This is a genomic window from Streptomyces sp. NPDC051020, assembly GCF_040683105.1.
Lineage (GTDB): Bacteria > Actinomycetota > Actinomycetes > Streptomycetales > Streptomycetaceae > Streptomyces.
This window is the reverse complement of sequence record NZ_JBFBCG010000008.1, coordinates 85575-110972: the sequence shown is the minus strand read 5'-3', so window position 1 is coordinate 110972 and position 25398 is coordinate 85575. Positions and strand designations below refer to the sequence as shown.

General features: G+C 69.5%; 32 protein-coding genes. 13 read left to right on the top strand and 19 right to left on the bottom strand.

The window, feature by feature from the left end; genetic code table 11:
- Positions 1 to 19: 19 nt before the first annotated feature.
- From AB0N06_RS07145 to AB0N06_RS07125, 5 genes are all read right to left on the bottom strand, one after another.
- The gene (locus AB0N06_RS07145) at positions 20 to 1084 is read right to left on the bottom strand and encodes a tetratricopeptide repeat protein (RefSeq protein ID WP_366133679.1); all 1065 of its coding nucleotides are present in this window, start codon (positions 1082 to 1084) and stop codon (positions 20 to 22) included.
- The gene (locus tag AB0N06_RS07140) at positions 1081 to 2361 is read right to left on the bottom strand and encodes an ATP-binding protein (RefSeq protein WP_366133678.1); all 1281 of its coding nucleotides are present in this window, start codon (positions 2359 to 2361) and stop codon (positions 1081 to 1083) included. Before AB0N06_RS07140 ends, AB0N06_RS07145 begins: the two co-directional genes overlap by 4 nt.
- 72 nt (positions 2362 to 2433) lie before the next feature.
- Positions 2434 to 3036: a hypothetical protein gene (locus tag AB0N06_RS07135; RefSeq protein WP_366133677.1), complete on the bottom strand. Its 603-nt coding sequence runs from the start codon at positions 3034 to 3036 to the stop codon at positions 2434 to 2436.
- A 7-nt stretch (positions 3037 to 3043) separates the two neighbouring features.
- Positions 3044 to 3232, bottom strand: coding sequence for a DUF397 domain-containing protein (locus tag AB0N06_RS07130; protein WP_366133676.1), 189 nt, complete (start codon positions 3230 to 3232; stop codon positions 3044 to 3046).
- Entirely contained in the window at positions 3229 to 4005 is a 777-nt protein-coding gene (locus tag AB0N06_RS07125) for a helix-turn-helix transcriptional regulator (RefSeq protein WP_366133675.1), read from the bottom strand. Before AB0N06_RS07125 ends, AB0N06_RS07130 begins: the two co-directional genes overlap by 4 nt.
- Positions 4006 to 4122: 117 nt before the next feature.
- Here AB0N06_RS07125 and AB0N06_RS07120 point away from each other — a divergent pair, with 117 nt between their 5' ends.
- Positions 4123 to 4572, top strand: a complete 450-nt coding sequence (locus AB0N06_RS07120) for a hypothetical protein (RefSeq protein WP_366133674.1) — start codon at positions 4123 to 4125, stop codon at positions 4570 to 4572.
- On the opposite strand, the gene AB0N06_RS07115 is transcribed toward AB0N06_RS07120, so the two are convergent.
- Together AB0N06_RS07115 and AB0N06_RS07110 are read right to left on the bottom strand one after the other, a co-directional pair.
- Positions 4557 to 4835: a type II toxin-antitoxin system RelE/ParE family toxin gene (locus AB0N06_RS07115; protein ID WP_366133673.1), complete on the bottom strand. Its 279-nt coding sequence runs from the start codon at positions 4833 to 4835 to the stop codon at positions 4557 to 4559. The genes AB0N06_RS07120 and AB0N06_RS07115 overlap by 16 nt on opposite strands.
- Positions 4836 to 4839: 4 nt before the next feature.
- Positions 4840 to 5118: a type II toxin-antitoxin system Phd/YefM family antitoxin gene (locus AB0N06_RS07110; protein ID WP_037692976.1), complete on the bottom strand. Its 279-nt coding sequence runs from the start codon at positions 5116 to 5118 to the stop codon at positions 4840 to 4842.
- A 191-nt stretch (positions 5119 to 5309) separates the two neighbouring features.
- Between AB0N06_RS07110 and AB0N06_RS07105 the strand changes: the two genes are divergently transcribed.
- From AB0N06_RS07105 to AB0N06_RS07075, 7 genes are all read left to right on the top strand, one after another.
- Positions 5310 to 6284, top strand: coding sequence for a hypothetical protein (locus AB0N06_RS07105; protein WP_366133672.1), 975 nt, complete (start codon positions 5310 to 5312; stop codon positions 6282 to 6284).
- 195 nt (positions 6285 to 6479) lie between these two features.
- Complete coding sequence (locus AB0N06_RS07100; protein WP_366133671.1) at positions 6480 to 7145, top strand: class I SAM-dependent methyltransferase; 666 nt, start codon at positions 6480 to 6482, stop codon at positions 7143 to 7145.
- Complete coding sequence (locus tag AB0N06_RS07095) at positions 7142 to 7438, top strand: sulfurtransferase TusA family protein (RefSeq protein WP_366133670.1); 297 nt, start codon at positions 7142 to 7144, stop codon at positions 7436 to 7438. Before AB0N06_RS07100 ends, AB0N06_RS07095 begins: the two co-directional genes overlap by 4 nt.
- Before the next feature lie 294 nt (positions 7439 to 7732).
- Positions 7733 to 8074 (top strand): metalloregulator ArsR/SmtB family transcription factor, encoded by a 342-nt coding sequence (locus AB0N06_RS07090; RefSeq protein ID WP_366133669.1) that lies wholly within the window; start codon positions 7733 to 7735, stop codon positions 8072 to 8074.
- Entirely contained in the window at positions 8071 to 9807 is a 1737-nt protein-coding gene (locus AB0N06_RS07085; RefSeq protein ID WP_366133668.1) for a SulP family inorganic anion transporter, read from the top strand. The genes AB0N06_RS07090 and AB0N06_RS07085 overlap by 4 nt, the downstream gene beginning before the upstream one ends.
- Positions 9804 to 10229 (top strand): ATP-binding protein, encoded by a 426-nt coding sequence (locus tag AB0N06_RS07080; protein WP_366133667.1) that lies wholly within the window; start codon positions 9804 to 9806, stop codon positions 10227 to 10229. The genes AB0N06_RS07085 and AB0N06_RS07080 overlap by 4 nt, the downstream gene beginning before the upstream one ends.
- A gap of 131 nt (positions 10230 to 10360) precedes the next feature.
- Positions 10361 to 10582, top strand: coding sequence for an alkylphosphonate utilization protein (locus tag AB0N06_RS07075; protein ID WP_366133666.1), 222 nt, complete (start codon positions 10361 to 10363; stop codon positions 10580 to 10582).
- Between the two features lie 254 nt (positions 10583 to 10836).
- On the opposite strand, the gene AB0N06_RS07070 is transcribed toward AB0N06_RS07075, so the two are convergent.
- The 8 genes from AB0N06_RS07070 to AB0N06_RS07035 all read right to left on the bottom strand — a co-directional run bounded on the left by AB0N06_RS07070 (position 10837) and on the right by AB0N06_RS07035 (position 19154).
- Entirely contained in the window at positions 10837 to 11031 is a 195-nt protein-coding gene (locus AB0N06_RS07070; protein ID WP_366133665.1) for a hypothetical protein, read from the bottom strand.
- A 709-nt stretch (positions 11032 to 11740) separates the two neighbouring features.
- On the bottom strand, positions 11741 to 12640 hold the full coding sequence (gene nudC, locus AB0N06_RS07065; RefSeq protein ID WP_124286798.1) for an NAD(+) diphosphatase: 900 nt from the start codon (positions 12638 to 12640) through the stop codon (positions 11741 to 11743).
- A gap of 151 nt (positions 12641 to 12791) precedes the next feature.
- Positions 12792 to 12950: a hypothetical protein gene (locus AB0N06_RS07060; protein ID WP_366133664.1), complete on the bottom strand. Its 159-nt coding sequence runs from the start codon at positions 12948 to 12950 to the stop codon at positions 12792 to 12794.
- 461 nt (positions 12951 to 13411) lie between these two features.
- Positions 13412 to 15898, bottom strand: a complete 2487-nt coding sequence (locus AB0N06_RS07055; RefSeq protein WP_366133663.1) for a site-specific integrase — start codon at positions 15896 to 15898, stop codon at positions 13412 to 13414.
- A complete protein-coding gene (locus AB0N06_RS07050; protein ID WP_366133715.1) occupies positions 15895 to 16236 on the bottom strand; it encodes a helix-turn-helix transcriptional regulator in 342 nt (113 codons plus the stop codon). The genes AB0N06_RS07055 and AB0N06_RS07050 overlap by 4 nt, the downstream gene beginning before the upstream one ends.
- A complete protein-coding gene (locus AB0N06_RS07045) occupies positions 16236 to 17357 on the bottom strand; it encodes a tyrosine-type recombinase/integrase (RefSeq protein WP_366133662.1) in 1122 nt (373 codons plus the stop codon). Before AB0N06_RS07045 ends, AB0N06_RS07050 begins: the two co-directional genes overlap by 1 nt.
- 65 nt (positions 17358 to 17422) lie before the next feature.
- Positions 17423 to 17770 (bottom strand): site-specific integrase, encoded by a 348-nt coding sequence (locus AB0N06_RS07040; RefSeq protein ID WP_366133661.1) that lies wholly within the window; start codon positions 17768 to 17770, stop codon positions 17423 to 17425.
- Between the two features lie 133 nt (positions 17771 to 17903).
- Entirely contained in the window at positions 17904 to 19154 is a 1251-nt protein-coding gene (locus tag AB0N06_RS07035; protein ID WP_366133660.1) for an MFS transporter, read from the bottom strand.
- 42 nt (positions 19155 to 19196) lie between these two features.
- On the opposite strand from AB0N06_RS07035, the gene AB0N06_RS07030 reads away from it, so the two are divergent.
- Positions 19197 to 19445: a hypothetical protein gene (locus tag AB0N06_RS07030; RefSeq protein WP_366133659.1), complete on the top strand. Its 249-nt coding sequence runs from the start codon at positions 19197 to 19199 to the stop codon at positions 19443 to 19445.
- 115 nt (positions 19446 to 19560) lie between these two features.
- Here the strand turns inward: AB0N06_RS07030 and AB0N06_RS07025 are convergent, their stop codons facing one another.
- Positions 19561 to 20112 carry a DinB family protein gene (locus tag AB0N06_RS07025; protein WP_366133658.1) on the bottom strand — a complete coding sequence of 184 codons (552 nt, stop codon included), beginning with the start codon at positions 20110 to 20112 and terminating at the stop codon, positions 19561 to 19563.
- Positions 20113 to 20418: 306 nt separating this feature from the next.
- Between AB0N06_RS07025 and AB0N06_RS07020 the strand changes: the two genes are divergently transcribed.
- Positions 20419 to 21057, top strand: coding sequence for a TetR/AcrR family transcriptional regulator (locus tag AB0N06_RS07020; RefSeq protein ID WP_366133657.1), 639 nt, complete (start codon positions 20419 to 20421; stop codon positions 21055 to 21057).
- Between the two features lie 36 nt (positions 21058 to 21093).
- A complete protein-coding gene (locus tag AB0N06_RS07015) occupies positions 21094 to 21711 on the top strand; it encodes an XRE family transcriptional regulator (protein ID WP_366133656.1) in 618 nt (205 codons plus the stop codon).
- A 21-nt stretch (positions 21712 to 21732) separates the two neighbouring features.
- Here AB0N06_RS07015 and AB0N06_RS07010 read toward each other — a convergent pair whose 3' ends face one another.
- Positions 21733 to 22428 (bottom strand): GDSL-type esterase/lipase family protein, encoded by a 696-nt coding sequence (locus tag AB0N06_RS07010; protein ID WP_366133655.1) that lies wholly within the window; start codon positions 22426 to 22428, stop codon positions 21733 to 21735.
- 58 nt (positions 22429 to 22486) lie between these two features.
- Here AB0N06_RS07010 and AB0N06_RS07005 point away from each other — a divergent pair, with 58 nt between their 5' ends.
- The gene (locus AB0N06_RS07005) at positions 22487 to 23491 is read left to right on the top strand and encodes a WD40 repeat domain-containing protein (protein ID WP_366133654.1); all 1005 of its coding nucleotides are present in this window, start codon (positions 22487 to 22489) and stop codon (positions 23489 to 23491) included.
- A gap of 69 nt (positions 23492 to 23560) precedes the next feature.
- Positions 23561 to 24088, top strand: coding sequence for a GNAT family N-acetyltransferase (locus AB0N06_RS07000; RefSeq protein ID WP_366133653.1), 528 nt, complete (start codon positions 23561 to 23563; stop codon positions 24086 to 24088).
- On the opposite strand, the gene AB0N06_RS06995 is transcribed toward AB0N06_RS07000, so the two are convergent.
- Both AB0N06_RS06995 and AB0N06_RS06990 read right to left on the bottom strand, forming a co-directional pair.
- On the bottom strand, positions 24063 to 24674 hold the full coding sequence (locus AB0N06_RS06995) for a Uma2 family endonuclease (protein ID WP_366133652.1): 612 nt from the start codon (positions 24672 to 24674) through the stop codon (positions 24063 to 24065). The genes AB0N06_RS07000 and AB0N06_RS06995 overlap by 26 nt on opposite strands.
- A 107-nt stretch (positions 24675 to 24781) precedes the next feature.
- On the bottom strand, positions 24782 to 25285 hold the full coding sequence (locus tag AB0N06_RS06990) for a DinB family protein (RefSeq protein WP_366133651.1): 504 nt from the start codon (positions 25283 to 25285) through the stop codon (positions 24782 to 24784).
- Positions 25286 to 25398: the final 113 nt, after the last annotated feature.

Genomic DNA, 25398 nt, shown 5'->3' with positions numbered 1-25398 from the left:
CCCAGGCCGCACGCGGCCCCTACCGCGTGCGCGGCCGGTCGAACCAGATCGTCAGCAGCGTCGGGGCGAGTCCCACCCAGAAGACCACCTGCGGAACGCCCCGGTCCGTCCACGGCACCGCCGCGATCGCCACCGCGCAGAGCGTCCCCAGCACCGCCTGCACGAGTACCAGCCGCGCCCAGAACATCCGCTGCACCAGCGACCGCACGCTCAGCTGCACCCCCGCACGCAGCTTCCGGTAGCGCCGCCACGCGCCGAACGCCCAGACCACCCCGATCAGCGCCAGCACATACAGCCGAGTGCCGAGCGGCAGTGGCAGTTCCGGTCCGTCCCCGTCGGACGGGAACAGGTTGATCGCTCCACCCACCAGCACCAGACTCAGCACAGCGAGCCACCGGGTGCCGCGCAGCATCTGGAACACGGCCCGGTCCAGCCCCAGGCGCATCCGGTCCGACGCCGGGTCGGCGGCGAGCGCCGACGCGTACACCTCGGCGCGCTGCTTCGGCCCCGCTCCGGGCGCGGCGGCCTGACTGTCCGCTTGCAGGCCCAGCGCCCAGGCGTCGTTGGGGTCGATGCGCAGGGTCTCGCGCACCGCCAACTCGCTGATGTCGCTCCTGCCGTTGAGCACCGCGGCCTTCCACAGCGAGGCGTACGCCCAGGTGTCCTCCGGCGCCAGGCGGACCGCCTCCTGCGCTGCCGCCAGCGCCTCGGGCCAGCGCGGCTGCCAGGCGTTGAGCGCCTCGGCGAGCGCGACGTACGACTGGCAGAAATGCGGGGCGAGCCGCACCGCCTCCTGCGCCGCCGCCAACGCCTCGTCGATGCGACGCAGCCGACGCAACGCGTAAGTCCGGGTGATCAGCGCGTTGACGTACTCCGGGTCGATCGCGAGCGCCGCCCCGGTCGCCTCGACGGCCTTCTCGTACTCCTTGGCGCGCTCATGGCAGCGACCCAGTTGGGACCAGGCGCGGACGTCCTCGGGGTCCTGGGCGAGCCGCTTGGCCAGCAGCGCCTTCGCTTCGTCGACACGGTTGAGCATGAGCAGCGCGGACGCCTGCTCGGTGAGGTCCTGCCCGGCGGTGGTCAAAGCTTGCGCTTCCTCTTCAGATAGGCCAACAACTCGTCATACATACCGCCCTCGTTGGCGAACATCGCCACATTGCGCGCCGAGGCGAACCAGGGGTCGGTGGACGGCCGGACTTCCTTCGCCGCGGCCAGCAGGTCCTTCATATTGATCATCCGGACCGTGCCGGTACGGGTCGAGTCGAGCAACGCCCGCTCGGACGCGGACTCGCAGAGGTGCGCCAGATCGGCGCCGGACAGATCCTCGGTGACCTTGACCAGTTTGCCCAGGTCGACGGATTCGATCGGCCAGTCGCGCAGGTGGTAGCGGAGGATCGCCTCGCGCGCGGGCGCGTCCGGCGGCAGGACGAGCAGGGTGCGGTCGAGCCGGCCGGGACGACGCAGCGCGATGTCCACGTCCCAGGGGACGTTGGTCGCGGCGAGCACGAACACGCCCTCGTTGGCCCCGTCGACGCCGTCGAGCTCGGTGAGCAGCTGGTTGACGGTGTTGCGCATCCCGCCGTGGTGCATACGGCTCCGCTTGGCGCCCAGCGCGTCCACCTCGTCGAGGAACAGCACGCACGGCGCCTGACGGCGGGCGGTCTCGAAGACCTCGTGCATGTTGCGCTCAGAGTTGCCCATCCACATGTCGAGCACGTCGTTGATCGACACGGACATGAAGCTCGCGCCGAGCTCACCCGCGACGGCCCGCGCGATGAACGTCTTCCCGCACCCGGGCGGCCCGTACATCAACAGCCCGCCGCGCAGGCTCTTTCCGTACAGCCTGCCGAGCTCGGGGTTGCGCATGGGAGCGAGGAACGCGGCTTCGAGGCGCTCCTTGATCTCGTGCATGCCTCCGACATCGGCGAGCGTCACGGAACCGGGGGTGTCGACCTCCCAGGTGGCGGCGTCGCCTGGCGCACCCTGACCGTCCACCGGGACCGGGGTCTCGGGAGTCTCGGATGTGACGAAGCGGGGCGGCACGGCGCCCCTGACCTCGTCCTCGGCGGCACGCCAGTCGAACCCGGCCGGTGCCGCGGGTGCTGCGGGTGCCGCGGGCTCTTCGGGGGCCTTGGGTGCTTCCGGGGCAGGTGCGGGCATGCCCATCGCCCGGACCATGAGCGCCCGCGCGGCGGAGTCACCCGGCGCATGCTGAAGCGCGACGGCAGCCTCGGTGACAGCCGCGTCGTTCAGCCCCTCGCCGAGCAACAACTCGGCGAGATGCAGCCGAAGCGGTACGTCGGAGGGCGCCGCGGCAACAGCGGTACGCAGACTCTGGATCAGCGGGGACTCGTTGGACATGCCAACACCCTATTGAGCCGGTGGGACAGGCGGGCCACAGGGCTGTCACCGCCCGGCCACGCCGACGCGCGCTCACCAGCCGGTCACGGCCTCGCCCAGCACTTCGCCGCCGATCTGCGCGGCCAGCCACCGAGCCCGGTCGAGGTCGCCGAACTTCGTCACGTGTACGAAGACGGTGTGGGTGTCGGCCCACTGTTCCCAGTCGCTGTCGTCGCTGTTGAACACGGCTTGGACACCGTCGTACCTCGGGCTTCCCAGGGACCCGGGCCCAGGGTCGTCCGGCCATCGGCCCCTCCAGCCGATCGTTGCCGGTCCCTTGCCCAGAGCGTGCACGAATGACGCCTCGACTGACGCCTCGACGCCTTCGCTCGCGAACTCATCGTTCAGCAACAACGGCAGCAAGGATTCCAGCTCGACGGGGTCCACGGGCAGCGTCCGCCCCGTGAAGAAGACATAGTCGCCGGTGACCGGGTCCGTGGGCGCTCGGTCCGGGTCGTAGGACATATCCGGCAACAGCTTCACCATGCGCTGCACGTCGGCCACCGTCCGCAGTTCCGCGCCCATATGCGCATCGGCGTCCCGCGAGTCGAGGAGCGCGCACAGCCGTTGCGCCTGTGCGTACGCGTCGAGGGGGTCGCTGCTGCGGTAGACGGGATACGCCCGGGAGTTGCCCATCAGCCGGTCAGGCGTCGCCCTCGCCGGCGTACCCGAGGAAGGCGGTCCAGGCGGCGGGGGAGAGGGCGAGGGCGGGGACGGTGACGTCCTTGGAGTCGCGGACGTGGACGGTGCGGGGGCAGGCGGCGACCTCGACGCAGTTACCGCTGCCCTCGCCGCTGTAGCTGGACTTGAACCAGTTGAGGTCGGTGCTCATAGTTCCTTCGCCACCTGTTCGATCAGCTTCCTGGACTCTTCGGGGCTGAGAGCCTGCGCCCGCAGAATGCCATACCTGCCGAACAGGTTTCCCAGATCCGGTTGTTCGCTGATGAGGAAGTTGCGGTTCTGAACTTCGAGGTAGGCGAGCTGGCGGCGCTCCACGGTCTCCAGGAGGACGAACGGTCCACTGAGCCCGGCATGGGTCTCCCGATGCGGTGACATCACCTGCATGTGAACGTGCCGTAGCTGCCCGACATCGAGGATGTGCTGGAGCTGATGCTTGTATACCTTGCGGCCGCCGAGCGGGTGGGTGAGCGCACTGAGTTCCAGAACAAAGCTGATGTCCGGCGTGGGTTTTCGGCTCAGAAGGCTCTGGCGTGCCAAGCGGGACGCCACTCTGCCCTCGACCTCTTCATCGTCGATGGGCGGATGGGCACCGCCAAAGACGACACGGGCGTAGTCCTCCGTCTGCAACAGGCCGGGTACTACATGCGTCTCGTACTCGTGCCTGGCAGATGCCGTGGCTTCCTCCTCGGCGAACGGCTCAAACCAGGAAGCCAAGTGGCTGAACGTGAGCTTTTTCGCCGCAGCCAGCAGTGCACCCTGTGCACCCAGCACCTCGTCCGCCCGCGCGATGAAGTCGCCCTTCGGCGGCCGCTGCCCCCGTTCCACCATCGCCACCTGCGACTTCGAGAAGCCGATCTTCAGCCCCAGGGCCTCCTGCGACAGCTCCGCCCGCTCCCGGAAGAAGCGCAATAGCGTCCCGAACATCTGGGCGTTACCGCCCCCTTGGCCACCGGAGTGCACAACTCACCTCCCGAGTGCACAACAGTGCACAGACGCCTTGTGTCCCTGGTCACGGTACGTGTGGGGCGCGACGCTTTCCGTATGGAACGGAAAAGTTCACTGGACCCGGCGCCCTCGTGGGTGCCTGCGAGCGGCCACGCCCTTCGGTATGCGGGCATCCACTTCGACGCCGTACGGATCGGTGGCCTGCAGGGCGAGCAAGTCGCGTACGAGCTGATGCAGTTCACCGACTTCCGGGCAGGCCCCATCGTGCGCTCGCGGATCGGGGCGCGGAGCATGTATTTCCTGTTGCCGCCGCAAACCGCGCGTGCCTACCGCTGGCCGGCCGGTGCGGAGGCGATGAGCCGGGACAGGCGGGCGGCGGCATTCGTCGGGGTGCCCGCGATGCATGGGCTGACCTGGCCGCTGGATTGGCGCTCGCTGCCGACCGCCGAGACGCCGTTCGTGGATGCGGCGCTGTTGCACGAGCTGACGGTGGGAGTCCTGGCGGACGAGGCGGACGGGCGCTCGGTCGACTACAGGCCGCGGTAAACGTCGCGGCGGTTGCCCACGGTCAGCACCCACAGGATCAGCTGACCGTCCTCGACGGTGTACACGGCCCGATAGTCGCCGATCCGCAGACGCCAACGGGCGTGATGCCCTTGGAGAGCTTTGATGTCGAAGGCTGCAACATCGCCGGTGTCCAACGCCTTCTGGAGTTCGGTGAGGCGCATGAGGATGCGCAGAGCGTCCTGGCGGGGGATCTTGAGCAAGTCCCGCTGAGCGTGCGGCGTGAACCGCGTGACGTGGCCCATGGGGTCAGGGGGCGGATCGGAGAAGTGCGGCCATCTCTTCCAGGGAGACGGAACCGTCCGTGCCCTCGGATTCAGCCCTGTCGGCCAGCCGGTTGAGCCACTCGTCCTCAAGCTGTTCGGCGACTTCCCGCAGTCGGCGATATTCGTCGATGTCGATCAGTACAGCCTCACTCTTGCCCCGGCGGGTGATGATCGTCGGAGTCTCGTCGCGCCGTGCGCGGTCGATCACGTCCGCGAGGTGGCGGCGAACTTCAGCCATCGACTCAACAACGGGTTCGCTCATGTAGTCAATGTAGCAGATGTACATCTGCTACATGGGGAAATTGGCTTGTGCGTGGTGGAGCGGGAGCCGGGTGCGGTACGGTGACATCATCATCACGCTCTGTATGCATCCGCATACGGGGCGGCCCCCGGCGGTGCTACCAACACCAGTCCGGAGGCCTTCACCACGAGTGGATACCGAGGTCCACAGGGATGCTTTGGCATGCTATCGCGCCGTCTCGGCGCTTCACGAAGGCTTCGCACGACGTGGTGCGTCATCCGCATCTGAACAGTGACGCGAAGATTCTGCTCCTCTACGTGCAGGGGCTCCCCGAGGGTCTGGCCGACAAGCCGCTGAGCGAGCATGCGCGGCAGCTGGGCATCACGGGACGGGCCTATCAGCGGGCCAAGAGGATGCTGGTCGAGGACGGGTTCCTGCACGAGTGGCATCAGCAGAACGACCGAGGCCGGTGGGTGACCGTTCAGCTCTTCGTCAACTACCCGGTCACGGGTGCGGCGGCGGCCGGGCTCCGGGATGGGCGGGGTGCCGAGGTGCCACCGAGTGCGCAGAAACGGGCGGTCGATCAGCCGAGGAGTCGGGTGGCCGGTGGCTGTACACCGGTAGAGGAAGAACTGGGGAAGAACTCATCCCACCCACCCACCGAAGCGGAGCCCGAAGCTGCATCCGCGCCGGAAGTGGCCGAGGGGGAGCGGGTGTTGCTCTCGTTGCGGCATGCGCACCGTGAGCTGCATCTGGGGGCGCGGGAGGCGCGCGGCCTCGCGGAGGCCGCCGCCGAGTGGTTGCGGCGCGGAGTCACGGCTGCCGATCTGCGGCGGGCGCTGACCAGTGGGCTGCCCGAGGGCGGGGTGCGGTCCGCGGTTGGGTTCCTGCGGCACCGGCTCGTACAGAAGCTCCCGGAGGCGGTACCACCACCCACCGTCGAGACCCGGCCCGCGCCACGGGTCGCCGAGTTGGTGGTCTGCAAGGGCCCCGGCGACGATCACCTATTCCGGCCCGTGGAGGACGAGACGCACTGTGGTCCGTGTCGCGGAGAGGGCGCGCGGCGGTTCTGGCCCGCCCATGCGGCAGCTGTCGCCACCCAGCCTCCCCACGTCCCCTGGCGTGAACGGGTCGCCGCCCTCGCGGCGAGTCCGGGTGAAGCCGGCGAGTGTCTGAACGGTGGGTGACCGGAGCTCGCCATCCTGATCGACGGCCGCGACCCGTTCGCCGAGCCCGGCCGCGCGCCGGGGGATCGCCTGCCGGGTATACAAAACACCCGATGGTCTGGCGGGGCTCCCCGGGCCCGACCAGCTGCGGCAGGCCCTGACCTGCGCCCTCTAGGCTGGCGGTGGCACCGGCCGTCGTACGAGGAGAGCGAGCACGTGGCGGACAGCGAGCAGGGCCTGGGCGACGCGCAGCGGCGGCACTGGCAGAACACATACACCGACCACCCGGGCATGTACGGCGCACAGCCCTCGGCGCCCGCCGTCCACGCCGCCGGACTGTTCCGCGCGGCCGGAGCGAAAGACGTCCTGGAGCTCGGTGCCGGGCACGGCCGGGACGCCCTGTACTTCGCCCGCGAGGGCTTCACCGTCCACGCCACCGACTTCAGCCCGACCGGCCTGGAGCAGCTGCGGGACGCGGCCCGCGCCCAGGGCGTGGGCCGACGGGTGACGACCACGACGCACGACGTACGCGATCCGCTCCCCCTGCCGGACGCCTCGGTGGACGCGGTCTTCGCGCACATGCTGTTGTGCATGGCCCTGTCCACCCAGGAGATCCACGCCCTGGTCGGAGAGGTCCGCCGCGTCCTGCGCCCCGGCGGACACTTCGTCTACACCGTCCGCCACACCGGCGACGCCCACTACGGCGTCGGTACCGCCCACAGCGACGACATCTATGAACACGGCGGCTTTGCCGTGCACTTCTTCTCCCACGACCTGGTCGATTCGCTCGCCGACGGCTGGACCCTGGACGAGGTCCACGCCTTCGAGGAAGGCGACCTGCCCCGTCGCCTGTGGCGCGTCACGCAGACGGTGCCCCGATGACCGCCGGCGAGATACCCGCGGCGGACCTCACCGTCGACGGCACCGGCCTGCTCTGCGTCACCCTCCTGCTCCGGCTGCGCAAGCAGATCGACGCCGCCGAGCCGGACACGGTCGTGCACGTCATCGCCACCGACCCGGCCGCCCCGCTCGACCTGCCCGCCTGGTGCCACATGACCGGCCACACCTACCTCGGCCCCGTCCCCGGCAGCGACCGGCCGGTGTACGCCCTACGGCTTGCCGCCCACGCGCGTGCCACCCGACCAGACGCCCCCTGGCACCCGGCCGAGCACTGACACAACACATCGTCCTCGCTGATCCCGTAGAGGTTTCTCAACCGGGCCCGCAGCGGGACACCGGCTGTGTGTGTCAGTAACTGGCGGGCGGTCGCCGCTCCGAGGGGGCGGTCGGAGACCCGCAGTGGCGCGTCGAGGACCCCGGGGCACGTTGCGGCAGAGCCGGCATCGAATCAATGAATTGCAAAAGTATGCAATTCACTACATGATGTGGTGACTGGGTCCGTAGGCAGCTGAGGACCCAGCACCGGGTGATACCCCGGGTGACCGGGGTGAAGAGGAGTGTTCGACACCGTGCCAGTTCCGCTCTACCAGGCCAAGGCCGAGTTCTTCAGGATGCTCGGGCATCCGGTGCGCATCCGGGTGCTGGAGCTCCTCCAGGACGGCCCGATGCCGGTACGCGACCTGCTCACCGAGATCGAGATCGAGCCCGCCGCGCTGTCCCAGCAGCTGGCGGTCCTGCGCCGCTCCGGCATCGTGACCTCCACTCGGGAGGGCTCCACCGTCGTGTACGAGCTGGCCGGCGGGGACGTGGCGGAGCTGATGCGGGCCGCGCGGCGGATCCTGACCGAGATGCTGGCGGGGCAGAACGAGTTGCTGGCCGAGTTGCGGGAAGCCGAGGTCGCGTCCCAGTGAGGACGCCTGTGGCCAGGGGCTTTACCCGGGTGCGTTCCCTGCTGCCCTCGCGCACCGATCTGGCGGTGATGGGCCGCAGTCCGCGCCGTGACCTGCTGGCGGGGCTGACGGTGGCGATCGTGGCGCTGCCGCTCGCGCTGGGCTTCGGTGTCTCCTCCGGCCTGGGCGCCGAGGCCGGGCTGGCCACCGCCGTAGTCGCGGGCGCGCTCGCCGCCGTGTTCGGCGGCTCGAACCTCCAGGTGTCCGGGCCGACCGGGGCCATGACGGTGGTGCTGGTGCCGATCGTCGCCCAGTACGGCACCGGCGGCGTGCTGATGGTCGGACTGATCGCCGGGCTGATGCTGATCGGCCTCGCCGTCGCGCGGGCCGGACGGTACATGGCCTACATTCCCGCCTCGGTGGTGGAGGGCTTCACTCTGGGCATCGCCTGCGTGATCGGCCTCCAGCAGGTGCCGAACGCGCTCGGGGCAGTCAAGCCGGAGGGCGACAAGGTCCTGGTGGTGACCTGGCACGCCATCGAGGCGTTCATCCAGTCGCCGAACTGGACCGCCGTGGCGCTGGCGGCCGGGGTGGTTGTGGTGATGCTGGTGGGGGCCCGTCGGTGGCCCACCATCCCGTTCTCGATCGTCGCGGTGATCGCCGCGACCCTCGTCGCACAGCTCTTCCACCTGGACGCGGCCGCCCCGATCGGGGACCTGCCGGCGGGCCTGCCCGCGCCCTCGCTCGGCTTCGTCGACGTGTCCGTGTTCGGCTCGCTGCTGGCCCCGGCCATCGCGGTCGCCGCGTTGGCGGCGCTGGAATCGCTGCTGTCCGCGCAGGTCGCCGACGGCATGACGGTCGGTCAGAAGCACGATCCGGACAAGGAGCTGTTCGGGCAGGGCCTGGCGAACATCGCCGCCCCGCTGTTCGGCGGCGTGCCGGCGACCGGCGCGATTGCCCGCACCGCGGTCAACGTCCGCACTGGCGCCTCCTCCCGGCTCGCCGCCCTGGTCCATGCCGCCGTGCTGGCGGTCATCGTGTTCGCCGCCGCCCCGCTGGTCTCCAAGATCCCGCTCGCCGCGCTGGCCGGGGTACTGATCGCGACCGCGATCCGCATGGTCGAGGTCGGCTCCCTGCGGGCGATGGCGAAGGCCACCCGCGCGGACGCGATCGTCCTGGTGCTGACCGCCGTGGCGACCCTCGCCCTGGATCTGGTGTACGCGGTCATCATCGGTTTGGTCGTCGCCGGGGCGCTGGCGCTGCGGGCGGTGGCCCGTCAGGCCCGCATGGACCAGGTCGACTTCCGCCCCGACATGCCAGGCGAGCACAGCGACGAAGAGCATGCGCTGCTGGCCGAGCACATCGTCGCCTACCGCATCGACGGCCCGCTGTTCTTCGCCGGCGCCCACCGCTTCCTTCTCGAACTGTCCGAGGTCGCCGATGTGCGCGTGGTGATCCTGCGCATGTCGCGGGTCACCACCCTGGATGCCACCGGCGCTCTCGTCCTCAAGGACGCCGTTGAGAAGCTGAACCGGCGCGGTATCGCCGTCATGACCTCCGGCATCCGTCCCGGCCAGCGACGCGCCCTGGACTCCGTTGGAGCCCTGGACCTGCTTCGACTGGAGGGCCGGGAGTACGCCACCACGCCGGAGGCGATCGCCGGGGCCCGGGCCCACCTGCACAAGGCCGGGCTGCTGCCCGCCGTCCCCCAGAGCGTGACCGGGTTCCGCCTCGCCCACCCGGAGGCGAAGTGACCACCCAGCTCGAAGCCCTCCCGTACCGGCATGTGCTGACCCTGCCCGCGATGGGCTCCTCCGTGCGCATCGCCCGCGAGACCACCGAACAGGTACTGACGGAATGGGGCGTCAGCCGCCGCCACCCCAGCATCGATCCGGCGCTGCTGATCCTGGCCGAGCTGGTCACCAACAGCGTCCGGCACGCCGCCGTACTCTCCCCGAACGTCACGGTCATCTTCGCGGCCGGAGCGGACACGTTCGCATTCGCCGTCCACGACCGCCACCCCTACCAGCCCGCCCTGTACGCCGCCGTGACCGGCACCGGCGCGGGAGGGCTGGCCACCGTCGTCGAACTCACCCTCGGTCTCGGCGGTACCGCGGTCGTACGCGGCGACGCCGATGGGCAGGGCAAGAGCATCTGGATCACCCTGCCGCTGTAGAAGCAGAGCCCCGTCATGACCATCGAGTGGCGCTGCACCACCCAACGGCAGTGGTGCAGCGACCAGTGGCCCGACGCGTGCACCGCGCCGGCCCAAGAACCCGATACAACCCGATCAGCAAGGAACGACCAATGAGCGACATTGTGGTGAAGGACAGCAACGGCACCGCCCTGGAGGACGGCGACTCCGTCACGCTGACCAAGGACCTGAAGGTCAAGGGAACGTCCGAGACCCTCAAGCGCGGCACCCTGGTGAAGAACATCCGCCTCACCGGCAAGCCGGACGAGGTCGAGTGCAACACCAAGAAGGTCAAGGGCCTGGTCCTGAAGACCCAGTTCCTGAAGAAAGCCTGACCCGGCGCGGTACACGCCGTGTGACCAGCGGCCCCGTTCTCAGCTGCACGGACGGGGCCGCGTGTATCCGGGATTCCGCCGCCGGTGTGGCGTGGATCAGAGCGCGGGGACGGCGACCGGACGGTAGCCGGATACCACCTCGGGACGGATCCACACGACCTGATCCATCAGTCCGTGAACCCAGGGCGCCGGCCGCCCGCGCCAGTACGCCGCTTGCCTGTCGTCGCGCTCCAGCGATGCCACCCCCGTGACGATCACAGGGGCACGGGGGTCGAAGTCCAGCAGCCGCCCGTGATCGGCCAACAGCAGCATTTTGTGCAGGTGGCCCTGGGCAGTGCCGACGTGAAGAGCGCCTCGTAGGCGTCGTACACCGAGCTGCCCGCCGGCTTCATGAACGCCTCGGTGGCGTCGGGGTCGATGTCGTCACCGTCGATGTCGGGGCAGGCCATGGATCCACGATGACAGATGCCGTCGTCCGGCGACGCGCCGCTGCCCATGGGTGTGGCGGATCCGCCGCCGGCGGGGCGGAGCGAGGACAGTGACAGCGACTCCGGGCCGACGAAGGAGGACTTGTGCGGACGCGGTCCGTCGGCTGCACGAGGTGCCCGTGTCGGAGTGCCCATTAGGCGGGACCGCGTCGCCGCCCTCGCCGCGAGCTCAACAGAGACGACCTGACGGGGATCAGGTCGTCTCGTATCCGCCGATCCGGGTGAGCACGGCGCGACCGAGGCCGCGCTGCGGCAGGCGCCTCCGCGCGGTGGCCGTTGACGACCTCCTCGGGATAGGCCGCTAATGGTGGAGTCGGGTATTGGAACTCTCCGAATGCCTCGGCCCCGAGGTTATCGTGGGTTGCTGTAAGCCGTAAGGGTTGTAAGGCATGCGGTTGTACGCTGGTCCCCGTCGCTGCGGTTTTCACTCCGCAGCTCAGTCGGCGGGTGCGCAGGCCCTCTGACCAGGGCGGCAAAGAGTTTCGATCGAGACTCTTCGTCAGACAGATGTCCAAACCTGCGAGCGGGCTGCCCTCATGCCTTACAGCGCCCCATGGCCTCTGAGCTGCGCTTTTGGCTACTCAACCCCAGATAACGGACGCAGGCGGTGGCCGAGTTGAAGCAGAAGATGAGCGAGGCAGCGTAAAATCTGTCTTCGCACCGCATCGGTTCAGTCTGTGTCGGCCAGCCACTGGTCGATGAGCGCCTTGCCAATCGAATCGACCCGGTACGGGCCGCCGAGAGCAGCGTCCGCCAGCCGCGCGCGCAGTTCCGCGGCCGTGAACCAGCGTGCCTCCACCACTTCCACGTTGTCCACATCGATCGCGTCGGAAAGGGCCTCGGCGCGAAACCCGATCATCACCCCGGCCGGGAACGGCCACCCCTGGGAACCCTGGTAGGTCACCGCACCCACGGTGACGCCGGCTTCCTCCCGCACCTCGCGGCGCACCGTGTCCTCGAAGCTCTCGCCGATCTCGACGAACCCGGCTAGGGTGCTGAAGCGGTTCGGGCCGGATGCCGCATGGCGGCCGAGCAGGCAGCGCCGGGGCGTGCCCGGAAGCTCGACTAGCACGATCACGGCCGGTTCGATCCGCGGGAACAGCAGCTTCCCACAGTTCTGGCAGGTCCGCAGGTGGCCACCATTGCAGGACCGGGCCGGGCCCCCGCAGGCGCCACAAAACCGCTGATTGCGGTTCCAGTGCAGAATTCCCCGCGCGTACGCCAGCAGACCCGCTTCGTCCGGCGTGATGGTGGGAACCATCGCCCGCACGTCCAGCATCCTGTCCGCGCCGGCCAGCTCGACGGCGCTCTCCCGTTCGAGCCCGGACACATCAGCCGCGAACACCGCCCTCTCGCCTTCGAGGCCGAGCAGCACCCGGTCGCCAGCCGCGACGAGGATGTCCCTCGCCTGGGCCAAGGGCAGCCGCAACGGCGTTTCGTTTCGCACCAGGCACTGGTCCTGCCACAGGGGAATGACCTGGGTACTGGCCCTGGTCAGCAGTGCCTCGATCCAGTCCGAGTCTCCCCGCCGATCAACGACACGGTCGAGCCCCAACCCGCTGTAGTACACCGCTCCTCCTGGATCACAGTGTCTGCCTGTCCTCGACACTAGCGGATACGTCCGCCGACGCCCTCCGCAGCTAGAGCTTGCCTAACATGCCTTACCGGATCAGATCTGGGATGAACTGGCTCGATGGCTTGACAACACTAGATAACCACCGTCACATCCCGCGGTCAGGTCCGTGCCAGGGAACGGGGCGATCGTCCGGACTCATGGGCAGGTGTTCGAGATTGACCGGACCGGGGTAGAAATACGTTCCATTGGGATGGATGACTTCCTCGCCAATGAGGTGCCGGTAGAGCCACTCGGCGAAGCTCATGGCATGCTCCCAGTACCCGCCTTCGTCCCGGTCGTGTACCACCACGCTCCAGTCGGGCGTCCGTGGGCTGCGGCTGAGGAAGACGTGGAAGCCGAAGGGTCGACAAGGCAGGAATCAGAACTCCGCCAGCACCGGTCTCCGGGTGCGGAAGGCCGTCCCAGTCGGCATCGCGGAAGGCTTGCTCGGTCTCCCGGATGTCCTTGAGAAGGTTCCAACGTGTGGTCGCCGGGTGCTTGAAATAGAGGTGGCTGTTGACCGTGATCGGCGCGTACTCGTCGATGAACTCCTTGTAGTCGCTGGGGAGTTCTGTGCCGACCTCCGACTCAAGACGCGCCCAGCTTTCGGGATCGGCGAAGCGTCGGCCTCCCGGCCCAAGCATCGTGAAGACGGCAGACAGATGGTCGGTCATGGGTTGCACCTCTCGTTCGGTGTAGGAATCGCGGCAAGATCAACGTGGCTCTTCACGTCGTTAGCCCCGGAGGGTTTGTTGTTCTTGGGTGCTGGCCATCGGGAACCTCGTTGGTCTGGGCTTCGCCCGCCGGAGTGGGGGCACGGCGGCTGACCTCGGCGGCGTAGGCGGCCCAGTCGCCGGCCGATGCCTTCTGCCACTGGACGGCGACCTGGATGTGGACGCCCAGCATCCGGGCAAGGATGGCGGCGGGGACCTCGGTGGCGAGGGTGAACAGGGCGGTGGAGCGGTCCTGGCGCGGCTGGAGGCCGATCTTCTGGAGGCGGAGGCCGAGCCGGTCGTCACCGATGGGCTGTCCGGGACGGCCGCCGGGGAATAGCCACGGCGCGTCGTCGGGGGCGCCGATCCTGGCCTTGCCGCGCCGGGTGGCGATGAGGTCGCGCACCAGGCCGGCCAGCGGTTCGGGGAGGACGACAGGTGAGGTGCCGAACGTGATCCCGACCTTGTCGTTGTCGAGGTGGACGTCGTCGACCGTCAGGCGGCTGATGGTGGCGATCTGCTGGGCATAGAGGACCAGCAGCAGGCCGGCGACTCGATCCGAGGTCGCCAGCGTGTCGTCGTGCAGGAGGCGCCTGGCGTCGGCCCAGCGCTTCTCGCTGTCGATCGTCCCGCAGGGTCCTGTCCAGCGCACGGTGCCGTAGGTGAGTCCCTTGGCATGCCGGTGCTGGACGGACCACCGGACGAAGTGGCTGGTCTCGTCCCGGTAGGTGGCCTTGGGGTCGGCAATCCATCGCTCCAGGTCAACCTGGGTGCACGTGCCCAGCGTGAGAGCGCTGTCGGACAGCCAGTCGAGGAAGTTCGCTGCTGCGGTGACGTGGCAGCGTACGTTCAGCGCCTGCAGGTGCGTGGTGTGCTCCTGGCCGAGGCGTCGCCGGAGTCGACGTAGGTGGTGCCAGACCGCGTAGCCGTGCAGGATCCGGCGCTCGGTGAGATCGGTGCGTGCTTGGAGCGCCGAGGTGATCCACTGGTCCAGGGCGACCAGCCGCTCGTCGCGAGGCGGCAAGGCGCCGGTGGCGACCAGGACGCTGCGGAGATGTGCGAGGACCTTGCTCGCGGGCAACTCGTCGAGCGTGTCGTGGGTGACGGGCCGTTCGTCACGGCCTATCTGCCGGAGCAGGCCGCCGACCTTCGAGCCCGATAGCCAGAACATGGTGCTTGTGGGGCGTTCGGCTCCGGACAGTGCCTTGTAGAGAGGGACGAGGTCCTGCCGGATCGTGCCCGTGTTGCCGGCCAGGAGGTCGCGTACTTGCCGGTCGAGCGCGCATCGCTGGCAGGGACGGGTGCTGAGCTGCCAGGTGGTGCGGCAGACGGGGCAGCGGCCCCAGTAGTCCGGGTCCGGGTTGGTGCACTTCGCGCACAGGGGTGCATCCCACGTGCCGCTGCGGACGTGGTCGACGGCTCCACAGCCACTGCAGGGCGCCCACCGCAACTGGCACCGGTTGCACCAGGGTTCGCCCGTGACACGGGAGATCTCACAGACTCCTGTCCGTCCGCAGATGCCGCACTGGGCGGCGGTCCTGGGCCGGCAGTTGGCGCAACGTGGTCCGTCGGGAAGCCGAGCGGCGACCTTCTGGCGGCGCCCGCAGTCGCGGCATTCCTCCAGGTTGACGGGGTCACTGACCAGGCAGTTGGGACACAGCGGCCGCCCCTCGGCGTCGCGGGCAGCGGGCTCGCGGACGGAGCCGCAGCGGGTGCAGGGCACAGCCGCGTTGCGGGCGAAGCAGTTGCGGCAGACCCGTTTGCCGTCGAGCACCTTCGACAGGGACTTGACCTCATGGCAGCGGTAGCAGGCCGGATTGACGACCCTGGTGGCTCCGGCCTGGACGAGTGCGTCGATGAACCGTAGGACGGCGGGGGTTGGGGCGTCGTAGCCAGCACCGGTCAGCAGGTCGGGTTGGGCGGTGATCGCCCAGGCCAGGCGGCGCTGGCCGGCCTTTCGGACGGTGGCGCGGTCGAGCGCTGCTTGAACGGCGCCCGCGTCGAGCGTGGGATCGACCGTGGTGATGAGGCCGGCGAGCATGGCGAATGGATCGCCGTCCGTATCGGGGCATTTCGCGCACCGGGGGTTGCCGTGGCGGTCGCGGCTGACGACGCGCCGCTGCTGGTGGCAGCCCGCGCAGTCGGCGGCCTTGTCGAAGCAGGGCGAGCAGCCCCATCGGCCGCCGCTGCGGCTGCCGACGTAGGGGCGTGCGCGGCCGCACTCACCGCAGCGGGGAAGGGCGATGTCCTGTGCGCCGGCTTCGTGAAGGGCCATCAGCAGTCGTGCGACGCAGAACGGTGCCGGAGGTCGTCCGGTCCGCAGCAGTGACGGATCCTCGTGCAGGGCCTGGGCGAGGCGCCGGCGACCAGCCCGCTCGCGCATGACCGTGCAGACGATCTCGCGGATGCGGTCGGCTTCCAGGTGCCGTTCGACGTTGCCGACCAGGCGCACGACCAGGCCGACCGGGTCGGCCAGCACCTCTTCCGAGAGCCCGTTCACCGGTCCACCGGTGCGATCCGTGCCCGCTTGGGCCGCAGGCCGCCGATGCCCTCGGCCGTCGTTCCGCCCGCGGCCGCCTTCTTCGGCCTCTGCGCGGCGCTGGCTGCGGCAACGGGTTCGATCAGGTCGTCCATCGTGCAGTCCAGGATGTCCAGCAGGGCCATGAGGATCTTCAGACTGAGCCGCTCGGGGCGTTCGGCGACGAGCCGGTAGACCTGGCTGGAGGACAGGGTGATGCCGCGTTCGGCCAGCGGCGGCAGCAGGTCCGTGGTGGAGAACATTCCGCGGTCCGCCATCAGGTGACGCAGGTGCCAGCGGTAGTCGAGCTTGGCGGCCATCATCGGTCCTTCCTGGTCGGCGCCTCGTCGAACGCCGGGTTCAGTGCCTTGCTCAGAGCAGTGTTCATGAAGTCGTCGCTGACGTGGGTGTAGATGGCGGTGGAGCTATCGCACTCGTGACCGACCTGCTCCTGGATGAACCGCCGATCCACCCCATCCTCAGTCAGATGCGTGACGTAGGAATGTCTCAGCGAGTGGACGACCAATGCCTCGGGGAGCTTGAGCGCCGCGCGGTAGGCGACGAACCGGGCGTTGATCTCCGACGGCTTGACCCGCCCGCCCCGCTCGGTCACCCACAGCGCTGGGTGGTCCTCGCAGCCGAACTGCGGGCGGACGTTCTCCACGTAGTCCTGGACGGCGTCCACCGCCCAGTCCATGACCGACAGCACGTTCCGGCGCCGCGGCGGCTGCCCCTTCTTCGCCTTGCCGTAACGCACGTTCAGCGTGCCGTACCGTCCGAACTGACGGGCTTTCGGATTGCGGCCGAAGTCGGCCAGATCCAGCTTCGAGGTTTCCGTGCGCCGCAGTCCCCAGCCGTAGATGACCTTGAACAAGGTGGCGTCCCGGTAGGCGGCGAGGGCGCCCTTGCGCTTGGACCGCACCGCCCGATCGACCTGGTCGTCGGCGTAGTCGAGGAACCGCTGGAGCTCCTCGCGGGTGAACGGCCGGGCCTCCGGGTCGCCCTCGTAGTCGTTGAGGTGGGCGATGGTGTTCCACTCGTGGCAGATCGCCACCGGGTGGGTACCGAAGGCGTCCTCGCAGGCGACCGCCCAGCCGTAGCGGCCGTCGATGAGGAACTCGGTGAACTGCCGCACGTCGCCCTGGTAGCTGCGGATCGTGGACGGCGCCAGGTGCCGCTCACCCGTCAGCGAGGCCGACCACTCGTCCATGTGGCCCGGCAACCACGACCACGGGTACTCGTTGGTGAACTCCTGGAAGCGGCGAATCAGTCGCTCCCGCCCGGCGATCGTGTCTTCCTTCAGGCCCCGGGACATCTGCTGGGCCCGCCAGCCGCGCAGCATCGCGTCGACCATCGCGTCCTCCGGACGCAGCTGGATCACCCCCGAGACCAGCTCCAGATGAGCCGCCCCAGCCAGGGCCACCTTCCGTTCTTGCGCCACTCCAGACCATCCCTTCTGGAGGGCAGATCTTGCATCAGACGGGATGTGCCTGGCAAACTGCCTGTTCAGAAGGCCAGTTCGTAGTAGCGTTGGGGTCCGTCAGGCCGTCGCCGTGAACAGGTGACCTGCGGCTTCGCGCCCGTCTGATGCAATTCCCGAGCCTTCTTGTATCCCATGGTGGTGTTGATGTCGCGGTGGCCGAACACGAGTTGGGCGATGTGGGGCGGCATGCCGTTCGTGATCGCGTCTGTGATGAACAGCCTGCGGATGTCGTGCGGGCTGAAGGCCAGAGGCCGGCCGACGGTGTCGGTGAGTCCGGTGCGAGAAAGTGCTTCGTTGAGTAGCTGCCGTATCCCGGAAGGCGGGATGGGCCGGTTCTCCACTCCGACATGCCGTTGGAACAGCAGCGGCACCGGCGGGTTCCAGACGCGTTCGTGGCTGTCGTAGGAGTCTCTGAGAGGTGGTCCGGGGGAAGGACCGGCTGCCAAACGGCCTGCGACGACCCTTCTGCGCTTCCCAGGTGTTCCGCGACAGAGGAGGAGCTCTTCACGCCGCCGCCGCCGCCACCTCCTCCTGCTGCATGGTGGCGTTCCGTAGCGGAGCGGACGCCAAGGCCAGCAGGCCCGCGCCGGCCAGTACGGCCGCGCACACCACCGCCGTGGTGAAGGCGTCGAGGGCATCGGCCAGTTGGCCGAGCAGGTTCAGGGTGACCACCAGGACCAGACTCTGCACCAAAGTGATGAGCGACTGGACTCGGGCGAGGTGACTGGCCGGGCTGGCTCCCAGCATCAGCGGGCCGAGGTGAGTGACGAACAGGCCCAGGCCGAGGCCGATCGCGGTGGCTGCCGCCACGGCGATCGGGGCCCGCTCAGTCAGTGCGAGCACCCAGATGCCGAGGCCCATGGGAACGACGCTCAGGGCTGCGACGAAGCCCGGCAAGCGGAGGGCTCCCCGGCGCGCCACGAGCAGGGCCACGAGGAGGGCGCCGAGTGCCTGGCCGCCCAGCACCACGCCGGCGGCCCGTGCGCCCCAGTGGTTCTCCCGTGCGAGGAGAGGAACGAGGAGCGACCCGACAGGGATGGCGAAGCCGGCGACCGCGCCGGTCAGGATCAGCGCCGGCCGGAGCACCGGGTGACGCAGCGAGAACGTCACCCCCTGGCCCGCCTCACGCAACAGGCTCGCACGCTGAGCGGGCGGGGCAACCTCGAAGCGGGGGCGAATGAGCGCGGCCACGATCACGGCGAAGGCGAACGTCAGGCCGTCGAAGAGAGCTGCGCCGGCCAGACCGCCGGCCGTTACCAAGGCACCGCCCAGCGAACCCCCGACCAGCGAGATCAGCTGGCTGCCGGTCTGACTGAGACCGACCGCACGGTCGAGACGGTCCGGGTCCACCAGTCGTCGCGGCATCGAGCCCGACACCGGGAGGTAGAAGGCATCGATGGTTCCCATGACCACTCCGGCCCCCAGCAGCAGCCACAGTGTGGATCCTTGCGCGGCCGCGATGAAGCCCACGACAAGGGCCATGGCGAGCATGACCGAGTCACCGATGATCAAGATGCGCCTGGGGGAGAACCGGTCTGCGACTGCCCCTCCAATGAGAAGAAGCAGGGTTCTCGGAAGGGCAACGGCAGTGAGCACGAGCCCTCCGGTGCCGCCCCCGTGCGCAGTGGCTGCCCAGCCCAGGGCGAAATACATGGCGGCATCCCCGAGCTGGGACGTGAACGCTCCACTGAGCCAGAGGAGATACGTTCGTGGCAGTTTTGCGCGCGCCGTTATGGCGGCATCGGCAATGGTCATGAAAGATCACAGTATTGGTGCTTACACCTTTGTGTCTGCGAGATGATCTCCCGTCTCCTCGCGGGCCCCTCGACCGTCGCGCTCGGCCAGGCCGAGGTGCGTGAAAACGCGGCGCCGCAGCAACTGCTGACCGGTGCCGTGCTGACCGCCGGCCCGGCGGGCTGGCTCGTGCTCGGGGCAGCGGTCGCGGGGCTCTCGGTCGTCCAACGGCGGGGTTGCGTGCGGCGGTTGGACACCGTGCTCCCGGTGGCGGCTCCCGCCGGCGGCAGGCGGACCGCCCCGCAGATCTGAGCTCCGGGGAGGCCCGGCGGCTGCTCCAGGCCCGGACCGCACACGCCTCGCGCGTGCGGCCGGAGCCGGACACGAGCCCGGAAGGCTCGTCGGTCTCCCTGCGGGGAACCGCGGCTCATCTCCCCGGATCCTCGCCCGTGAGGCCGTCGACGGACTCGCGGATGAGGTCGGCGTGGCCGGCGTGACGGGCGTACTCCTCGACGAGGTCGAGGAGTATGCGGCGGAGGTTGGGTCGTTCGCCGCCGCGCGTGGTGTACGCGCCGAGCTGGTCCAGGCCGCCTCCGGTGAGGGCCTTGTCGACGATGGCACGCGAGCGGGCCACGGACTCCTGCCAGAGGGCGAGCAGTTGCTCGGGGGTGTCCGCGGCGGCGGAGCGGTAGTCCCAGTCGGGGGCGACGTCCCAGTCGACGGCGTCCCAGGGAGCACCGGCGGGGGCGCCGAGCCACAGCCGGGCGAAGTGGCTGTCCTCCACGTGCGCCAGGTGCTTGAGCAGGCCCCCGAGCGTGATGGTGGACGCGCCGACCGTGGCGTTCAGACCGGTTCCGTCCAGTCCGGAGCACTTCCAGGCCAGGGTGGCCCGCTGGCGTTCGAGGGCGCCGAGGACAGCCGCCGCCTCGGTGCCGGCTATCGGGGGTTCGGGCCAGACATCCGCGGTGGTGTCAGTCATGGGCGCAGACCTTAGCGAACGACTCCGACAGGTCGACCCGGAGGACTGCCCGAGCGGCGACGATCGCCCCCTGCGGCGGACTGCCGCCCGTCGAACCGGGGCCTCACCGCGGGCAGTCGCCCGTCGCCCCGTTCGAAACCTGAACAAGATCCCGTACATCGCTCTCCGGTGGTCCGCCCAACACCCCTGCTGGTCAACGAGCTTCGGCAGACGACCGTGTGTCTCCGTCCGTGGTGTGGCGAATCCACCGTCGCCGGGGCGGAGCGAGGACAATGACAGCGACTCCGGGCCGACGAAGGAGGACCTGTGGTGAATGCCGTGGTGAACCGCGGAACAGGGATGACCGAGTCCGCCGAGGACCGGGCGCAGTGGCGTGGCCGGCTCCTGCGGGCCGGTCGGGACCTGTTCGCCGCGTACGGCTACGCGCGCACGACCGTCGAGCAACTCTGCGCCGAGGCGCGCGTGCCGATTCGCGCGTTCCATCAGCAGTTCACCTCGCGGGAGGCGCTGTTGATCGCGCTGTACGACGAGGTGGCGACCAGCGGACTGCGCGCGTCCGAGGAGGCGATGCTCTCCGACGACATGGAGGAGTGCGGGACGGAGGAACGGTTCCGTCGCCTCTTCGCCGCCTATGTGCGCGGGGTCACCGCTGATCCGCGGGCCGCGCGGGTGGCGTTCGTCGAGGCGCTGGGCGTGAGCCGCACCGTCGACGACCATCTCGCGATGTGGCGGACGATGTGGTCCGAGTTCCTGACCTGCGAGGCCGAGCGTGCCGCCGAGCGGGGTGAGGTGGGTGACGGCGACCAGCGGGTCGCGGTCACGGTGATGACCCACTCGGTCGAGGAACTCCTCGCCCACCACGCCCGCCGCCCCCGTCAGGTCACGCCCGACTGGCTGACCGAAGAGCTCACGCGGCTGTCCCTGACCATGCTCGGCTCGCCCTGACCGCCCCCGCTCTCCTGTACGGCGAATAATGGGGAGATGGGAGACGGAGCGAAGGCGGATGCGGATGCCGGCGATGAGTTCGCCGCCGTTCTGACCGGGGTCGGGTCGCGTCTGAGGGCCCTGCGCCGGCAGCGCGGCACGACCCTCGCCCAGCTGGGCGAGACGACCGGGATCTCGGTCAGTACCCTCTCCCGCCTGGAGTCGGGCGGCCGCAAACCCACCCTGGAACTGCTGCTGCCACTGGCCAAGGCGTACGGGGTCCCGCTCGACGAACTCGTCGGCGCCCCCGCCACCGGCGACCCCCGCGTCCATCTGCGCCCCTTCACCCGCGGCGGCAGGAAGTTCATGCCGCTGACCCGGCACCTCGGTGGCCTCCAGGCGTACAAGATGGTGCTGCCCGGCCGGCGAGGGGCGACCGGGCCCCTGGAGCAGCGGGTGCACGAGGGCTACGAGTGGCTGTACGTGCTGGCGGGGCGGCTGCGGCTGGTGCTGGGCGAGCACGATGTCGTACTGACCACCGGGGAGGTCGCCGAGTTCGACACGCGTACGCCCCATGCCTGGTCCAGCGCGGGGCCGGAACCGGTCGAGATTCTCAGCCTCTTCGGGCCGCAGGGCGAACGGATGCATGTGCGGGCCCGGCCCACCAAGAAGTGAGGGCACCGGGACGGCCGGGCGTCACGCTTCCGTGCGGCCGCCCGCGTACGGCCCGCCCATGCCCCACGCCTGGTGCATCGCGTCGGCGAACGTCGCGGCCAGCTTCTCCTCGCCCGTGGGACCGGGGTGCGTGCCGTCGTACGTGTCCGTGTGGATGTCGTACCCGGCCGGGTGCGACGCCAGCAGGATCGGTGACATCGGCTCGTCGAGGTCGGCGACCGCCTTCGCGAGGAGCTCGTTGAAACGGTCGCACTCGGCGGCGAACGGGGCGTCCGACTCGGCCCGTATGTTCGGGATGACCGGCAGGAGCACGGCCTTGATGTGCGGGTTCGCGGTGCGGGCGGCCGCGACGAACGCGCGGGCGTTCTCGGCGGTCTGCCCGCTGTCCGTGTAGAAGCCGAGATCTATCAGGCCGAGCGAGACGAGCAGCACGTCGGCACGCGTCGTGGTGACCGTGTCCGCGATCACCGGGGCCATGTGCAGCCATCCCTCGCCCCAGCCCGCCAGATGGCGGCGGGCCCGGGCGGGGAAATCCGGGGCGCCGTACGCGTACGAGTCCGGGGTGTTCGTCGCGGTGTCGTACAGCTCGGTCCGGGGACCGACGATCTCGTACGGACCGTCGAAAGCCGCTTCGAGGTGCTGCCACATGCGGTAGCGCCAGGTGACGTCGCCGGCGCGGCCGATGGTCATGGAATCGCCGACGAACAGAAAACGCATGGCGCCATCATGGCGGATCAACGCGCGGAGCTGCGACGTGACGATGGACACTTGGTCCATGCGTTCGTATCTGACAGTCACCGGTGCCGCCGCGCTGCTCGTCCTCGCCGGGGCGGCAGCCGCCCCGGCCATGGCCGACGACGGGTCCGCCGACCGCAGCTTCACGATCGAGGACCCCCGGATCACCGAGTCCAGTGGCCTCGCCGCGAGCCGCGCCCACCCGGGCATCTACTGGACGCACAACGACAGCGAGGACGGCCCCTACGTCTACGCCGTCGACTCCCGGACCGGGAAGACCGTCGCGACCATCACCATGCGAGGGGTGGGGCGGCCGCGCGATGTCGAGGCGATCTCACTCGGACCCGACGGCAATCTGTACGTCGGCGACATCGGTGACAACCTGAACGGCAGCTGGGACCACGTCTGGATCTACCGGTTCCCGGAGCCGAAGGTGCTGAAGGACGCGACGGTCCGGGCGACCCAGTTCGACGTGAAGTACGCGGACGGGGCGCGCAACGCCGAGGCACTGATGGTCCACCCGAAGACCGGCCGGGTCTACATCGCCTCGAAGAACGAGGACGGCGGCGGACTGTACGAAGGGCCTGCCGAGCTCTCCACCGGACGGACCAATGTGTTCCGGCGGGTCGGCGAGGTGCCGTGGGTGACGGACGGGGCGTTCTCGCCGGACGGCAAGGAGCTGGTGCTGCGGTCCTACTTCAGCGCCCGTGGCTACGCGTTCAAGGACGGGCGGCTCGGCGCCGACCACGCGGTCCAGGCACCGCTCCAGCGGCAGGCCGAGTCGGTGACGTACACGGCGGACGGCTCGGCGCTGATGTTCGGCTCGGAGGGCGCCCGGAGCGACGTGGTGCGGGTGGACATCGCAGGCGCGGACAGGAACGGCGGCGACGCCAAGTCGCCGTCGAAGGACGGCGGCGGTGCGTCGGCCGCCGGCGGGACGGGCGGGGACGGCAGCGAGGTGAAAGGCAGCACGCTGCTCGGAGCGGTGGTGCTCGCCGCCGTGGGCGCACTCGTCCTCATGAACCGGCGCCGCAAGCGCGGCTGACCGACCCCGCCGGTGCACGCCCCGGGCCCGGAGTCATGACCTGGCGCGCCGCACGTAGGGTCGGGCGCCATGACGAACCACGGGCCCGAGGCCTTCTCCACCGAGCGGCTCGACGCACTGCCGCTGCGAGCCGCGCACGCCGACGAGATGGCGGCGGTCCTCGCCGACCCGGCCCTGCACACGTACACGGGCGGCGCCCCGGAGGACCCGGACACCCTCCGGGCCCGCTACACCCGCTGGGAAGCCGGCTCGCCCGACCCTGCCGAACACTGGTGGAACTGGGCACTCCGGGTACGCGCCGACAGTCGTCTCGTGGGCTGGGTCCAGGCCACGGTGGCGGGCCCCCGGGCCGAGATCGCCTGGGTCGTCGGCACCGAGTGGCAGGGCCTGGGCTACGCGAAGGAAGCGGCGGCCGGGCTGGTGGCGCACCTGCTGGCCGGGGGAACGGTCCGAACGGTCGTCGCCCACATCCACCCCGACCACACCGCGTCCGCCGCGGTGGCCGCCGCGGCGGGGCTCGTGGCCACCGACGAGTGGGAGGACGGGGAGCGGCGGTGGCGCCGCACGGACGTCACCGCTGGCGCTGCCCGGTTTTGAGCAGGTCCGCGACATCGAGGGTGACCTCGGCGCCGATGGAGGCGGGGAGGGTGGCCTGCTGGCCGGGGGCGTACACCTGATGGCTGGCGTACCCGTCGGCGAGGGGCTCAGTCAGGACGTGGACCCGGCCGTGCTTGCGGTCGACGATCACATAGACGGGGATCTTGGCCTCGGCGTACGCGGTGACCTTGGTGCGTAGATCGTTGTTGTAGTTGCTCGACGTGACTTCCAGCACGAGATGGAAGATCACCGGGTCGAAGCAGTTGGCCTCGATGACGTGGTTTTTGAAGTCGGCATCGATCAATGCGAGGTCTGGGATGGCGTAGTCCTCCGGGCCGCCCGGCAACCAGATGCCGATGCCCTGAAGAAGCCTCGTCTCCTTGCCGTGCAGACCTGCGGCGAGGAACGGAACCATGAGGTCCGTCAGTACATCGGCGTGATCGCCGTCCGCAGGTGGGGCCACGGTGATAACGCCTCCGATGATCTCGACGCGGTAACCCGGATGCTGCTCCATGAGCCTGTTGGCGACGTCGAGCTGCGATTCCGGCTCACCATCACCGGGGTGCTCGACTGCTGCTGCAGACATTGCGGGCCTCCTGGTGGGTGGTGTCGAGAGCATCATCGTAGGACGGCGCCCCCCCACATGTCCTTTTGGTGATCGTCCACTCGGTCGAGTGAACGAGGCGGCCGAGCCTATGCGGAGGCGCTCTGCGGGTGGGTGCCCGTCGCCCCGTCGATCAGTTCGCGGACGATGTCCATGTGCCCGGCGTGCCGTACGACGTCCTCCAGCATGTGGATGAGAATCCAGCGCATCGACACCTTCCGCCCGTCCCACGCCGTACCGATCGTGTCGAGCGGGATCTCGTCTATCGCCCGGTCCGCGGCGGTGCGGGCGCGCGCGTAGAAGGCCAGGATGCCGGCGGTCGTCTCGTCCGGGGCGACCGTCATGTCCTCCGTGGACGCGTCGAACCAGAGCTTCTCCGTCTCACGGCCGAACGGCGTGCAGAACCAGCCGTACTCGACGGTCGCCAGATGCTTGACCAGGCCCAGCAGATTGGTGCCCGTCGGGGTCATCGGGCGGCGCAGCTGCTCGTCGTCAAGGCCGTCGAGCTTCCACAGCACCGCGTCGCGGTGCCGGTCGAGGGCGATGTGCAGGGATTCCTTCTCGCCGCCGGTGTACGGCACGGTCTTCGTCATGGGAGGACCGTAACAACGGGCACTGGCCGCGGCGGGGCTGGTGCCCACGGAGGAGTGGTGCGATGGCGAACGGCGCTGGGAGCGGGGCGCAGCGGGCCGTGTGAGCGTTTGAC

Bases quoted from the DNA above. Each gene is read 5' to 3' on its own strand.
- AB0N06_RS07140 (WP_366133678.1), bottom strand. From the start codon at position 2,361: ATGTCCAACGAGTCCCCGCTGATCCAGAGTCTGCGTACCGCTGTTGCC.
- AB0N06_RS07135 (WP_366133677.1), bottom strand. From the start codon at position 3,036: ATGGGCAACTCCCGGGCGTATCCCGTCTACCGCAGCAGCGACCCCCTC.
- AB0N06_RS07130 (WP_366133676.1), bottom strand. From the start codon at position 3,232: ATGAGCACCGACCTCAACTGGTTCAAGTCCAGCTACAGCGGCGAGGGC.
- AB0N06_RS07125 (WP_366133675.1), bottom strand. From the start codon at position 4,005: ATGTTCGGGACGCTATTGCGCTTCTTCCGGGAGCGGGCGGAGCTGTCG.
- AB0N06_RS07120 (WP_366133674.1), top strand. From the start codon at position 4,123: ATGGAACGGAAAAGTTCACTGGACCCGGCGCCCTCGTGGGTGCCTGCG.
- AB0N06_RS07115 (WP_366133673.1), bottom strand. From the start codon at position 4,835: ATGGGCCACGTCACGCGGTTCACGCCGCACGCTCAGCGGGACTTGCTC.
- AB0N06_RS07110 (WP_037692976.1), bottom strand. From the start codon at position 5,118: ATGAGCGAACCCGTTGTTGAGTCGATGGCTGAAGTTCGCCGCCACCTC.
- AB0N06_RS07105 (WP_366133672.1), top strand. From the start codon at position 5,310: ATGCTTTGGCATGCTATCGCGCCGTCTCGGCGCTTCACGAAGGCTTCG.
- AB0N06_RS07095 (WP_366133670.1), top strand. From the start codon at position 7,142: ATGACCGCCGGCGAGATACCCGCGGCGGACCTCACCGTCGACGGCACC.
- AB0N06_RS07075 (WP_366133666.1), top strand. From the start codon at position 10,361: ATGAGCGACATTGTGGTGAAGGACAGCAACGGCACCGCCCTGGAGGAC.
- AB0N06_RS07070 (WP_366133665.1), bottom strand. From the start codon at position 11,031: ATGGCCTGCCCCGACATCGACGGTGACGACATCGACCCCGACGCCACC.
- AB0N06_RS07060 (WP_366133664.1), bottom strand. From the start codon at position 12,950: ATGAGCTTCGCCGAGTGGCTCTACCGGCACCTCATTGGCGAGGAAGTC.
- AB0N06_RS07050 (WP_366133715.1), bottom strand. From the start codon at position 16,236: ATGGCCGCCAAGCTCGACTACCGCTGGCACCTGCGTCACCTGATGGCG.
- AB0N06_RS07035 (WP_366133660.1), bottom strand. From the start codon at position 19,154: ATGACCATTGCCGATGCCGCCATAACGGCGCGCGCAAAACTGCCACGA.
- AB0N06_RS07030 (WP_366133659.1), top strand. From the start codon at position 19,197: ATGATCTCCCGTCTCCTCGCGGGCCCCTCGACCGTCGCGCTCGGCCAG.
- AB0N06_RS07025 (WP_366133658.1), bottom strand. From the start codon at position 20,112: ATGACTGACACCACCGCGGATGTCTGGCCCGAACCCCCGATAGCCGGC.
- AB0N06_RS07015 (WP_366133656.1), top strand. From the start codon at position 21,094: ATGGGAGACGGAGCGAAGGCGGATGCGGATGCCGGCGATGAGTTCGCC.
- AB0N06_RS07010 (WP_366133655.1), bottom strand. From the start codon at position 22,428: ATGCGTTTTCTGTTCGTCGGCGATTCCATGACCATCGGCCGCGCCGGC.
- AB0N06_RS07005 (WP_366133654.1), top strand. From the start codon at position 22,487: ATGCGTTCGTATCTGACAGTCACCGGTGCCGCCGCGCTGCTCGTCCTC.
- AB0N06_RS07000 (WP_366133653.1), top strand. From the start codon at position 23,561: ATGACGAACCACGGGCCCGAGGCCTTCTCCACCGAGCGGCTCGACGCA.
- AB0N06_RS06995 (WP_366133652.1), bottom strand. From the start codon at position 24,674: ATGTCTGCAGCAGCAGTCGAGCACCCCGGTGATGGTGAGCCGGAATCG.
- AB0N06_RS06990 (WP_366133651.1), bottom strand. From the start codon at position 25,285: ATGACGAAGACCGTGCCGTACACCGGCGGCGAGAAGGAATCCCTGCAC.